9 protein-coding genes and 1 pseudogene are annotated in these 12,218 nt (G+C 58.4%); 4 read left to right on the top strand and 6 right to left on the bottom strand.

All coding sequences use genetic code 11. From position 1 onward, the window contains the following. The 5 genes from EN750_RS04235 to EN750_RS04215 form a co-directional block, all read right to left on the bottom strand. Positions 1 to 568: 2-oxoglutarate and iron-dependent oxygenase domain-containing protein (locus tag EN750_RS04235; RefSeq protein WP_189526048.1), on the bottom strand; the 568-nt coding region annotated here is incomplete at its 3' end. A 161-nt stretch (positions 569 to 729) separates the two neighbouring features. After that, positions 730 to 1,437, bottom strand: a complete 708-nt coding sequence (locus EN750_RS04230) for a class I SAM-dependent methyltransferase (protein ID WP_126080613.1) — start codon at positions 1,435 to 1,437, stop codon at positions 730 to 732. 702 nt (positions 1,438 to 2,139) lie between these two features. Continuing rightward, a complete protein-coding gene (locus EN750_RS04225; protein ID WP_189526046.1) occupies positions 2,140 to 3,171 on the bottom strand; it encodes a GlxA family transcriptional regulator in 1,032 nt (343 codons plus the stop codon). An 84-nt stretch (positions 3,172 to 3,255) separates the two neighbouring features. Next, the gene (locus tag EN750_RS04220; protein WP_126080615.1) at positions 3,256 to 3,948 is read right to left on the bottom strand and encodes a B12-binding domain-containing protein; all 693 of its coding nucleotides are present in this window, start codon (positions 3,946 to 3,948) and stop codon (positions 3,256 to 3,258) included. Positions 3,949 to 4,329: 381 nt separating this feature from the next. Then, positions 4,330 to 5,238 (bottom strand): LysR substrate-binding domain-containing protein, encoded by a 909-nt coding sequence (locus EN750_RS04215; protein ID WP_127395710.1) that lies wholly within the window; start codon positions 5,236 to 5,238, stop codon positions 4,330 to 4,332. A gap of 240 nt (positions 5,239 to 5,478) precedes the next feature. Between EN750_RS04215 and EN750_RS04210 the strand changes: the two genes are divergently transcribed. From EN750_RS04210 to EN750_RS04190, 4 genes are all read left to right on the top strand, one after another. Next, entirely contained in the window at positions 5,479 to 6,723 is a 1,245-nt protein-coding gene (locus tag EN750_RS04210) for an FAD-binding oxidoreductase (RefSeq protein ID WP_245459658.1), read from the top strand. Between the two features lie 17 nt (positions 6,724 to 6,740). Continuing rightward, positions 6,741 to 7,622, top strand: a complete 882-nt coding sequence (locus EN750_RS04205; RefSeq protein ID WP_126080618.1) for a dihydrodipicolinate synthase family protein — start codon at positions 6,741 to 6,743, stop codon at positions 7,620 to 7,622. A 26-nt stretch (positions 7,623 to 7,648) separates the two neighbouring features. Beyond that, the gene (locus EN750_RS04200; protein WP_126080619.1) at positions 7,649 to 8,263 is read left to right on the top strand and encodes a short chain dehydrogenase; all 615 of its coding nucleotides are present in this window, start codon (positions 7,649 to 7,651) and stop codon (positions 8,261 to 8,263) included. A gap of 369 nt (positions 8,264 to 8,632) precedes the next feature. Continuing rightward, positions 8,633 to 11,083 carry an FAD-dependent oxidoreductase gene (locus EN750_RS04190; protein WP_127395709.1) on the top strand — a complete coding sequence of 817 codons (2,451 nt, stop codon included), beginning with the start codon at positions 8,633 to 8,635 and terminating at the stop codon, positions 11,081 to 11,083. A 502-nt stretch (positions 11,084 to 11,585) separates the two neighbouring features. Here the strand turns inward: EN750_RS04190 and EN750_RS39295 are convergent. Continuing rightward, positions 11,586 to 12,218: pseudogene (locus tag EN750_RS39295) on the bottom strand (hypothetical protein); the annotation flags it as partial.

Genomic DNA, 12,218 nt, shown 5'->3' with positions numbered 1-12,218 from the left:
GCTGAATGCTGATCGGGTTCCGCATGAGGTCCTCGAAATAGCTTTCCGCCAGGTCCAGACTGAGCGCAATTCCCTGCAAAAGTTTTTTCGATAGGCCCACCATCTCTTGATGGTATCTGTATGTCAGCTCCCGAAACTCGGGCCAACCTGAGGGCCACTGGTTAGGACCAAAAAAGGGACCTTCTAAGGTCGAACGTTCAGGTCCGAAGTCGAAGCACTCCTTGAGGTCTTTGGTCTTGCCCGGATCGGTGTTCTCGCCGAACAGCTCAATGTAACCGCGAAAGGCCGAATCGGAATTGCCAATATGCAGTGACGACTTCTGCGACAATGGCAAATTAAAAAACCTGCGGCTCACATCAAACACCGATTGTATGAAATCCTGCGGGACTCCGTGGTTCTTCACATACATGAATCCAGTATTGGAAAGCGCCCACCGTATCTCCCTGGCCACCACCTGTTTGTTCGTACCGTTGAGGAGCGGTCCGATGTCGACCACCGGTATTTTGTCAAAGCTTTCGCGTTTTGCGCGCAGCTTATCGTCTAGTCTGGCTACTAAACCTTTGGACATTAGTACACCTTTGTTTTGCCGATTGAAGCCGACGCATAGCTGCCGGCCATTTGGATTTATCGTGACGCGAAGTAGTACTGAAACGCGCCACCGTGCTGGAAATACCCCTACTCGTCTTTAGGTCATCCACAACAGGGTTTCGCTCCCGAGGCAGAGCATGATCACAACCCCTGTCGCTCTGCCGCGCTGACCTTCTCGGGCACTTGAAAGACCCAATAGTCCGCACGCTCCTCGGCCACGTATCTGCCGTTGCTTAGACACTGCGCCAGTAAAAGAACGCCCTCATCCTGCAGACGCCGCGCTTCGTCCTCGAAGAATGCGGCCTCGGCGTAGCTCTTGCGGATGCTTGTGATGATGAATCCTTTCGGGCGCGTGACGCGAGCCAGCTCGCGCAGCCCGTCTGGTCTAACGTGCCCAAGTGTAAAGACACCGCAGCAAACCGTGATATCATAGCCCGCGTCGGCGTACTCAGAGAGTACTCCGTTAAGGTCGACACAGTCTTGGACATGACGGTAGACTCGGGTTTGCCGCGCCTTTTCGGCCATCTCTTTGGAAAGATCGAACCCATCGATCAGCCCGAAGCCGAGGCGTTCCAGTTGCACGCCGACAAGGCCTGTTCCGCAGCCAGCATCCAGGATTGTGATGGCAGTTCGCTCGCTGCTCAAATAGGCTGCCTGCACGGTGCCCGCTAGTTCCGCCACGATCATCGGGCCGTAGTACCCCTCGGAGCCAACATCCACATCGTAGGCCCCAGCCCATCCCCGATAGAATTGGGTTAGGCGATCGGCGTCGCCCTCGAGTACGAGGGCGTCCCTGATGCGCTGTCGTGCGACTTGTTCCAGTGTCGTCTGCTGATCGACGGTATTCATGGCAACTCCTCTGATAGGCATAATCGGAAGCGGCTATTCGGCTCCTGATGCCAACTCTCAAATGTGAGAATCAAAGCTCGTGCCAATTGGCCAAAAGCCCGAAGAAAAGCAATTTTGATGAATTCTGCTATCAGGCTGAGGCACAACAACACAACATTGCTCCAACGAAGCCTGTCCGCAAACAACAAAGCCGACAAAGTGTCGGGTTGTGAACTTGCGACCCAGCGTACAGCACTGCCCGCGAACTCATGAAAATCCCGCGCGCCTCCTACGTTGTCAGCTCTATCAATTCCAGTGGCCTGCTATGTGGTGGGTCCGGAATGAGCTGGTACGGGTTGATCAGCCCGGTGCTCGATTGCCATTGGCAATGCAGATGCGGTCGAAGATTTGCGGCCGAAGGAGGCGTCCGCTGGGACTATCGCCGTTTTGGGGCAGGTCAGGATTGCCCTGGCGCTGGAGTCAGTGATGAGGCGCTAAGCTGGGCTTTGGATGGTGTCCTCTCGGACAGCCCAGGACGTCATCCAGCGGCAGACGACGATGGCTTCTTCGGTCGACGTCAGGCACGGTGCTCTTCGACGCCTCGGCTCCCATCGGAGCATCGGCCCGATCGCGTTGAGCGCGAAAGCCAGGCTGCCGAGGTGCTTGCCAATTGATGGCACGTGGGTTTTGCGGGGCTCGTAAGGGGGCGTCACCGAGTATGGGTCAGCCGCGACAGGTACTGGGGATGGCGCCGAAGGCTTCGCGGAAGCACTTCGAAAAATGTGAGGCCGACACGAAACCACAGGCGACCGCGATCTCAATAATCGGCAACTCTGTTTGTGCAATGAGACGCTTCGCGCGGCTAAGTCTCAAATGCAGGTAAAAGCGCATGGGAGACAACGAAACCGATCGCTGGAAGAGCCGTTCAATCTGACGCTGTGAGCGGCCGACACATCTTGCGATGTCGCGTAAGGGCAGCGGGTCCTCAATATGCTCCTCCATAATGCGAATCACTTCGGCGACCGGCTTGCAGATGCCGGCTTCGCCGCCATTCATGGTCCATTGTCTATCAGAGGCAGGGCGCCAATACCCGGCAGTCGTATGTCGGCAGACGGTCAACGCAATGTCTCTGCCGAGGCGTTCGCTGATCAGCTCCATAACGAGGTCGAACGACGCAAATTCTCCTGCGCAAGTGAGGAGGTGACTATCACGAACGAATAGCCGGTCAGTGACCTGAAGCCGGCCAAATTTTTCAGAGAAAGCGGCTCTCTTGTCCCAATGGATTGTGCACGCGGTGCCGTCCAGCAACCCGCTGTCCGCCAACAGCCATGTCGCCGTACCCAACGCTGTGATTGGAACACCATGCCGCTTGCAAAGCCGAAGAATCTTGCTGAGAGCAGCAGACGTCTGCCTTTCGACCCGTTCGCCTGCACAGACAATGACCATGTTCGTACCTTTGCCAGCCGGAACGCATTCGCCGGTGCTAGCGAAGTCGCTGCCGACCGACAGGACGAACCCGCTGGCGCATTCAACCGGCTGGCCATCCAGGCTTGCAATCGTCCACTCGAAGAATGATCGACCGGACACAGAATTCGCGATGCGAAGGGGATCTACAAATGACGAAAGGCTGAGTAGCGAAAATCCGGGAAGTGCCAGGATAACCAGTCGGTATACGTCCTGCGTGTCGATCACCTGCCGGCTGGGGTTCCATCCCACGATCCGCGAATGATCTCCTGTTGAAAATGGCGCATTCATAAGGTCATACATCCTGGTTGATGGTGATCAACATCGAGCGGCCGCAAACGACACCGGCGCCTTCAGGGTTGGCACCGCAGCCATTCAACTACGGGTGTTATGCTTGCGCTTCATGAAGTCCTTGGCGGTCTCGACAGCCACCGCCGCGTCGCGGCAATAGGCATCGGCGCCGACGGCCTTGCCGAATTCCTCGTTCAGCGGCGCACCGCCGACCAGCACGACATAGTCGTCGCGAATGCCCTTTTCCTTCATCGTGTCGATGACGACCTTCATGTAGGGCATGGTGGTGGTCAGCAGCGCCGACATGCCGACAATATCAGGTTTATGCTCTTCAATCGCCGCCATATACTTCTCGACCGCATTGTTGATGCCGAGGTCGATGACGTCGAAGCCGGCGCCTTCCATCATCATGCCGACGAGGTTCTTGCCAATGTCGTGGATGTCGCCCTTGACGGTGCCGATCACCATCTTGCCCTGCTTTGGCGCGCCGGTGGCGATAAGCAGCGGGCGCAGGATGAACATGCCGGCCTTCATCGCATTGGCCGACAGCAGCACTTCCGGAACAAACAGGATACCGTCGCGAAAATCCTCGCCGACGATGCGCATGCCTTCGACCAGCGCCTCGGTGAGCACCTTGTAGGGCGCCCATCCGCGCTCCAGCAGGATGGCCGTGCCTTCCTCAATTTCTTCCTTCAGCCCGTCATAAAGGTCGTCGTGCATCTGCTGCACGAGTTCCTCGTCGGACAGCTCGGAAAGGATGATCTCTTCGTCAGCCATGTTGGTTCACCTGATGCTCAATTCAAAGGAGGTCGGCGCCCCATCTCGATGGGGCACCGATCAGGCTTCCGGTTCGAAGCCTTGGGAGTTGATTTTCAGGCTGCCAGCCACTATTCCCGCAGGTGAATCTGGGAACCGGAAGACTGGCCTGTGCGGCGCCGGATTGCGGGAATATCAGTGTCCATCATCGCGTCACCCTCAGCGGAATGACCCGCATCCCGCGTCAAACATCAGTGGCCCGGCCGTCCAATAGGGGCGGACCCTAGCTTAATCTCGCGCTGATGATAGGCGCCGGCAATTGTCCTGAGAATGCGCAAAAGCTTTCGCTTGTCTTAAATCCAGTTTATATCCAGAGGCGGATAGGGTGAGGGGCAATTCAGGTCACGGGCGGAGTTCTTCAGACTGGACGAGAAACCAGTCAACCAAAATCTTGCATCTCTTGTTCTTGCTGGCATCCTCGCTGGCCAACAGAAAGAAGGCCCTGTCGGTCTGGATTTGGGTTGGCAATGGCTTGACCAGGAGGCGGTTGTCGAGCAACTGCTGGGCGGTAAGGGACCACCCCAATGCTATTCCTTCACCAGCCAGAGCCGCTTGAAGCGTTAGCTGGTAGTCATTGAACACGATATTGGGCTTGATGTCGCTGGCATCGCCGCCTGCCAACTCGACCCATTCGGGCCAATCCAGGCGCTTGCGAAAAGCATCGGACGAATGAATCAGTTGATGGTGGATCAGATCTTCGACGGCTTGGGGAGCGGGGTGCGACAGAAGATATGCCGGTGAGCAGACGGGAAAGATGATCTCGTCGCAAACGAACCAGCTGTTGGCCCTTTCAAAATTCCGGGGCCGCACCCAAACCGTCACGTCGATCTCATGATCTGGCTCGACATCGCGGTCGGTGGCGACCACCTTGATCCTGACGTCCGGATGCTCTTCCTGGAAATGATAGAGTTGAGGCGCGAGCCAATGTGCCGCCAGAGATGTCGAAGCTGCGAAAGTTATGTACTTCGTTCCGCGATCAGTGATGGTCTCAAGCCGCTGTTCCAGACGGCGGAAGCTGTTGCGCACCTCATCGTAGAGCTGCCTGCCGGGCTCGGTCAGCTGCACTCCCCGATTGTCTCGGACAAAGAATGCCGTCCCGCAATGCTTTTCGAACATTTTGATCGAATGCGAGATACTTGGCTGCGTCACGTTGAGTTCGCTGGCCGCGTTCTTGAAACTCAGCGTTCGGGCCGCCGCTTCGAAGACGAAAAGCGAATGCGTCGATGGGACAAGATTGCGAAGCTTGGACATGAAGCAGGTCTATATCAGACCGCATATTTTCCGTCTACGAGACGAACGACACATCGTTTATTCGAAACAGGAACAAGCCAGAGCGAGCGGTGCACTACCCACCGGCCGCCTTCACCGAGCGAGTTGGCAGTGAACTCTTTGAATCAAACAAAGACAAGAGAGCGTATTGTCGTCCAAGCACCGCATCCGGAGCCAACAGTCTCAGGGTGGTACCGCACGTCGGGACCGGAGCTACCCTTAGTGCCGCAGCAAGGCGATGTCACATGCGATTGCCTGGTCATTGGCGGCGGCTGGATGGGGCTTCACGCGGCCCGCCGATTTGCCGAACTCAACCCCCAGTCTTCGGTAATCCTCGTCGACGCCGGACGTATCGGGGACAATGCATCGGGGCGGTGCATGGGCTTCGTCATCGATCTCGCGCACAATCCCCGAAAACGCGACTTCGTTGAAGACATTAGGGGAAACAAGGAAGAGCTGTACGTCAACCTTGAGGGCATCGCCTACATTCGAACCGCCGTCGAGGAGCATGGGGTAGACTGTGATTGGGACCCGCAGGGGAAATACCACAGCGCGGCCACGTCTCACGGCGTTGCCGATCTACACCGCTTTTCGGAGGCGCTCGATAAGCTTGGACAGAAGTACAGCTGGGTTGAAGCCCCTGAAATTCAGTCGATCACCGGCAGTAAGCACTACGTCAAAGCTTTGCATCACCCTGGCACGATTCTGGTCCAGCCTGCGAAGTATCTCAAGAACGCCGTAAACAGCCTCCCCGAGAACGTTACCATCCATGAAAACACCGCCATTGTGGCGGTCCAGTTCGGTGCGCCGAAGCACATCTGCGAGACGCCTGCTGGAACAATCAGGGCTTCGAAGGTCATCATCTGCGCATCGGGTTATCTGACGAGATTTGGCTTCTTCGAAAACCGAGCCATACCACTCTACACGTTCGCGAGCATGACCAGACAGCTCACTGAGAGCGAGCTTTCCAACGTGGGCAACAAGCGAACATATGGGCTTATTCCGGCCGATAGCTTTGGGACGACGGTGCGACGTACTATAGACAACCGTCTTTTCCTTAGAAACGTTTACTCGTATGCGACTAATTTCAAAACAACCAAACAAGATGTCCTTAGGGCGCGGACCCAGCAGCAGGTAGCATTTGACCGCCGATGGCCCGGGCTTTCGTCAATCGGCTTTGAGGCCAGCTGGGGTGGTCTGCTTACGCTCGCGCAAAATGGCGGCATGGTCTTCGGCGAGTTGGCGCACGACGTCTATGGTGCCGCCTTCTGTAATGGAACCGGCGTCGCTCGAGGGGCTGCCTTTGGCAAGGCTGTCGCCGAACTGGCCACGGGGCAATCTTCGGCTGTGATCGATATCCTGAAGACGCGGGCCGCTCCGAGCAGGACTTATCCGAGACTTGTCACATCAATGGGCGTCCGGTTCGTGACCGCTCTTCGTTTCAGGCAGGCAGGCGCGGAAGTCTAGCAATAAGAGGAACGGCAATGGCGGACCTGAAGGGCATCAATCTTGCAATGCAGACACCGTTCGAACCTACCGGTGCGATCGATTACGGCCTCTTCGAAGAGTTGATCGAAAAATACGTATCGGCGGGAGTTCACGGCTTGGTTCTTGGGGCAGGTACAGGCCAGCACCCTTACCTGACCGAGTCCGAATGCAATCGGCTCTACGAGCTCGGGGCGAAGCGCATCGCAGGACGCTGCAACGTTGTCTGCCAGACCTCGGCCCTGAATATGGACGAAGTCATACGGCGGTCACAGCAAGCTGAATCGGTCGGCGCGGACGCGCTGATGATTTTGCCGCCGTATCTCGAAGGTCCGTCAGACGAGGATGGAATTTTCAATTTCTACAGGGAAATCGACGCGGCGGTTGGCGTGGATATTGTGGGCTACAACATCCCGCAGGCTACCGGGATCGCGGTTTCGCCACGCCTTTTTGATCGACTGAGCGGTCTCAAGCATTTCAATTACATCAAAGATAGTGCCGGCGACTTCACCGTGCATCAGGAGTATCTGCAGACGGGAGGCAAGGTGCTAAATGGTTGCGATACAACAACCCTCTATGCGCTGATGGCAGGCGCGCGCGGTGTTATCTGGGGCGCAGCAAACTACATGCCTCTTGAGGCTGTCGAATTGTACAACCTTGTGGCAGCGAAGGATTTGGAGAGGGCTCTGGCACTTTGGCAGCGGATGCTGCCCTCGTTGCTTTTTATCTGGCGGGCACCATATACGCCTTCTGTTCTGAGAGCCGCGCAACTGCGCGGCCTCGGAACCGGGAATGTCCGCAAGCCATTGGCAAAACTCTCGGCGGACCAGGACATGGCGCTTCGCGCCGCACTTGCCCCGCTGTTTGAGGTCGCCTCCTAGCCGTCAGGATATCCAGGGGAGTCCCTATGCGAATTGTCCTGGTTGGTTCGACTGGGATTGTCGGGTCGGCCGTAGCGGCCGAACTTGGCAAGCGGCACAACATTATAGGAGTCGGGCGAACTAGCGGCTTATTCAACGTCGACATCGCCGAGCCGAACTCTATCGACCAATTATTCGACAAGATCGGTGCATTTGACGCGTTGATCTGCACAGCAGGGGCCGTGCACTACGCCCCGCTGAACCAATTCACGAATGAACAGTTCGAAATCGGGCTGCGCAGTAAGTTGATGGGGCAGGTCAATCTCGTAGCGAAGGGTCTCAAGCGTATCCGCGACCACGGATCATTTACCTTGACCTCGGGTCTAACCAACGAAGATCCCATCCGGCAGGGAAGCTCGTCCGCCCTGGTCAATGGCGCGTTAGACGGTTTTGTACGCAGCGCGGCAATCGAGCTTGGGCGGGGGCTGCGGATCAATCTGGTCAGTCCGACTCTCGTACAGGAGTCGGTTCAGCTCTACGGCGACTTCTTTCCTGGCACCGCGGCGGTGCCGGCGAGCGAGGTGGCGCTCGGCTACGTCAAGAGCGCAGAGGGCAGTCAAACGGGTCGAGTTTATCGCATGGGTTGGGTCAGAGACGCCTAATCTGACCAACAATGAACGTCGCGCTAACGGAGGACAAGCATGCCCAGGCAACTCTGCATCGGAGGTAGGTGGGAACTCGGTGGTAGAGCGGCCCAATTTCGATGTGACAAACCCTGCGCATCGTTCTGCGGAGGGGGCATCAACTTGTGGATGTCGCTCCATGAATAGGCAGCGGGTGGTCGGCTTAGAAAATGCCCATCAAGGCGCACTATCGTCGTTGCAGGCGACAGGTGAATGTGACGCAGGGCGCCACTTCACCCCCGTGCCAGAAGGCCATATCCGCATCAGCCTCTGCCAGCCCGAACCTATGCTGCAAGAAGCAGCGCTCCGGCTGCGCCGTTTCGCTTCCAGCTACCGCCGCGAGGCCGCATGACCGCCAAAGCCATTCCCGCCAAAGCAAGAGCGGTCATCATCGGCGGCGGCGTATCCGGCTGTTCGGTCGCCTATCACCTGGCCAAGCTTGGCTGGACCGATATCGTGCTTCTCGAACGCAAACAGCTGACGTCGGGCACGACATGGCACGCCGCCGGCCTGATCGGCCAGCTGCGCGGCTCGCAGAACATGACGCGGCTGGCGAAATATTCCGCCGACCTCTACGTCAAGCTGGAAGCCGAGACCGAGGTCGGCACCGGCATGCGCCAGGTCGGTTCGATCACCGTGGCGCTGACCGAGGAGCGCAAGCACGAGATCTACAGGCAAGCATCGCTGGCGCGTGCCTTCGATGTCGATGTCCGCGAGATTTCTCCCAATGAAGTCAAGCAGATGTATCCGCATCTGAATGTCTCGGACGTCGTCGGCGCCGTGCATCTGCCGCTCGACGGCCAGTGCGACCCCGCAAACATCGCCATGGCGCTGGCCAAGGGCGCGCGCCAGCGCGGCGCCACCATCGTCGAGAACGTAAAGGTCACCAAGGTCCATACCAGGGCCGGCCGCGTCACCGGCGTGTCCTGGGCGCAAGGCGAAGAGCAAGGCACGATCGAGGCCGACATCGTCGTCAATTGCGCCGGCATGTGGGCCCGCGAACTGGGAGCGCAGAACGGCGTCACCATCCCGCTACACGCCTGCGAGCATTTTTACCTCGTCACCGAACCGATCCCCGGCCTCACCCGTCTGCCGGTGCTGCGCGTGCCCGATGAGTGCGCCTACTACAAGGAAGACGCCGGCAAGATGATGCTGGGCGCCTTCGAGCCGGTGGCCAAGCCGTGGGGCATGGACGGCATAAGCGAGGATTTCTGCTTCGACCAACTGCCTGAGGACATGGAGCATTTCGAGCCGATCCTCGAAATGGGCGTCAACCGCATGCCGATGCTGGCGACCGCCGGCATCCACACCTTCTTCAATGGTCCTGAGAGTTTTACGCCCGACGACCGCTACTATCTCGGCGAGGCGCCGGAACTGGCCGGCTACTGGATGGCGACCGGCTACAATTCGATCGGCATCGTCTCATCCGGAGGCGCCGGCATGGCGCTGGCGCAGTGGATCAACGATGGCGAAGCCCCCTTCGACCTGTGGGAGGTCGACATCCGCCGCGCCCAGCCATTCCAGAAGAACCGACGCTACCTCAAGGAGCGCGTCTCCGAGACGCTCGGCCTGCTCTATGCCGACCATTTCCCCTATCGGCAGATGGCGACCTCGAGGAATGTCCGCCGCTCGCCCCTGCATGAGCATCTGAAGGCGCGCGGCGCCGTGTTCGGCGAAGTCGCCGGTTGGGAGCGCGCCAACTGGTTCGCACGCGAGGGCCAGGAGCGCGAATACCGCTATTCCTGGAAGCGGCAGAACTGGTTCGACAACCAGCGCGAGGAACACCTCGCGGTCCGAAACAAGGTCGGCCTGTTCGACATGACCTCGTTCGGCAAGATCCGTGTCGAAGGCCGCGACGCCTGTGCCTTCCTCCAGAAGCTCTGCGCCAACGACATGGACGTCGCGCCGGGCAAGATCGTCTACACCCAGATGCTCAACCAACGCGGCGGCATCGAGAGCGACCTGACGGTCTCGCGCCTGTCGGAGACGGCGTTCTTCCTCGTCGTCCCAGGCGCCACGCTGCAGCGTGACCTCGCCTGGCTGCGCCGCCATGTCGGCGGGCAGTTCGTTGTCGTCACCGACGTAACGGCGGCCGAAAGCGTGCTCTGTCTCATGGGTCCGGATGCGCGAAAGCTGATCCAGAAGGTCAGCCCGAACGATTTCTCCAATGAGAAAAATCCGTTCGGCACATTCCAGGAGATCGAGATCGGCATGGGCCTGGCCCGCGCCCACCGCGTCACCTATGTCGGCGAGCTCGGCTGGGAACTCTATGTCTCGACCGACCAGGCAGCACACGTTTTCGAAGCGATCGACGAGGCCGGTGCCGATGTCGGCCTGAAACTCTGCGGCCTGCACACGCTGGATTCCTGCCGCATCGAAAAGGCTTTCCGGCATTTCGGCCACGACATCACCGACGAGGACAATGTGCTGGAGGCCGGCCTCGGCTTCGCGGTGAAGACCGCCAAGGGCGACTTCATCGGCCGCGATGCCGTGCTGCGCAAAAAGGAAGCCGGCCTGTCACGCCGGCTCGTCCAGTTCCGGCTTAAGGATCCAGAGCCCCTGCTCTTCCATAACGAGGCGATCCTGCGCGACGGCAAGAACGTCGGTCCGATCACATCAGGCAATTACGGCCATCACCTCGGCGGCGCGGTAGGGCTGGGTTATGTGCCATGCCGGGGCGAGAGCGAGGCCGATGTGCTGGCTTCATCCTACGAGATCGAAATCGCCGGCGAACGCTTCGCGGCGGAAGCATCGTTGAAGCCGATGTACGATCCGAAGGCTGAAAAAGTGCGGGCCTGAGTTACAAACACCTATAGGAATGAGTGGATAGCTGCGCAACGCGTCTTCGCAAGGGATGCAGCTTCGATACGTAACGCGAGCAATTATACGTCAAGCGTCTAGGTGTCCGTATCCCCAATGCCGTCTCTTGTTGGGAGACCTTGAAAGTAGTGATGCTGGCCAAGGCCCGAGAGATATCAGCCCTAACCGCGGTGGAGCGGCTCAAGGCCTTGTAGGCAGACGTCCTCAGTACCGGTCCCTACGATCGACCACAGCCGTGGGTGGGTGGCAAGTCTTCAATAGGACCAATTTAAATGTGTCAGATCGGCGGTGGTAAAATGGGCGTGCGGATTTAAAGCCCGTTGCGTCCACCGCGCGTGGATCGCCCGGGCGGAACGTAAGTCATCGCCGCGAAAGGGCGACGGCGGGGTCCTTCACGAAAGTAGTTTCAGACTGTTCAGCATGCAGGGCGCCGGGGCACTGCGCGAGCACTTCTACTAAGCACGGGACAAGGTCGGTTCGCTCATTTCTTGCCTTCGTCGCTGTGAGCAGAGAGCGCAGCTGTGTCCATATCGATTGATCTTCCAGAGCTTGTTGGGCGGATTGAGGGGGCAGAGCTGCCCCCGTACTGGCAAATTTTTCCCGATTTCAAACCACTCACGGCCTTGGGGCTCGATATCACGCCTTGAATTCCTGAAAACAGGGCGCGCCGGGTGACGACGCCCGCCGGCTCGCTGCCGTCATAGACTGCGATCAGATCGCCGCCATCCGCAGCGGTGCTGATCACAGCGGAGAGCTTGTCAGTGGTTTGCACGCGGGGGAGCGCTTGGAATTTCTTTTCAGAAAGCGTCGCTATGCTGTCCCGCGGCTGCATGATCTTCCTGGCAGTGACGAGATTGAGCAGCGAAATGCCTGAGACGAAATCAGCGACATAGCGGTCCTTGGGCGCGGTTACGATGTCTTCCGGCGTTCCCACTTGAACGAACTTACCATCCTTCATGATCGCAATACGATCGCCCAGGCGAATGGCTTCGTCGAGGTCGTGTGTGATAAACACCGTTGTTTTCTGGACGACCTTCGCGAGGTCTAGGAACTGCTGTTGGAGTTGGCGGCGGATCAACGGGTCGAGCGCTGAGAACGGCTCGTCCCGTAACAG

This window comes from Mesorhizobium sp. M7A.F.Ca.ET.027.03.2.1, assembly GCF_003999175.1.
Taxonomy (GTDB): Bacteria; Pseudomonadota; Alphaproteobacteria; order Rhizobiales; family Rhizobiaceae; genus Mesorhizobium.
This window is presented reverse-complemented; position numbering and strand designations above follow the sequence as displayed.

Coding starts and splice junctions, on each gene's coding strand:
- EN750_RS04230 (WP_126080613.1), bottom strand. CDS start 1,437: ATGAATACCGTCGATCAGCAGACGACACTGGAACAAGTCGCACGACAG.
- EN750_RS04225 (WP_189526046.1), bottom strand. CDS start 3,171: ATGAATGCGCCATTTTCAACAGGAGATCATTCGCGGATCGTGGGATGG.
- EN750_RS04220 (WP_126080615.1), bottom strand. CDS start 3,948: ATGGCTGACGAAGAGATCATCCTTTCCGAGCTGTCCGACGAGGAACTC.
- EN750_RS04215 (WP_127395710.1), bottom strand. CDS start 5,238: ATGTCCAAGCTTCGCAATCTTGTCCCATCGACGCATTCGCTTTTCGTC.
- EN750_RS04205 (WP_126080618.1), top strand. CDS start 6,741: ATGGCGGACCTGAAGGGCATCAATCTTGCAATGCAGACACCGTTCGAA.
- EN750_RS04200 (WP_126080619.1), top strand. CDS start 7,649: ATGCGAATTGTCCTGGTTGGTTCGACTGGGATTGTCGGGTCGGCCGTA.
- EN750_RS04190 (WP_127395709.1), top strand. CDS start 8,633: ATGACCGCCAAAGCCATTCCCGCCAAAGCAAGAGCGGTCATCATCGGC.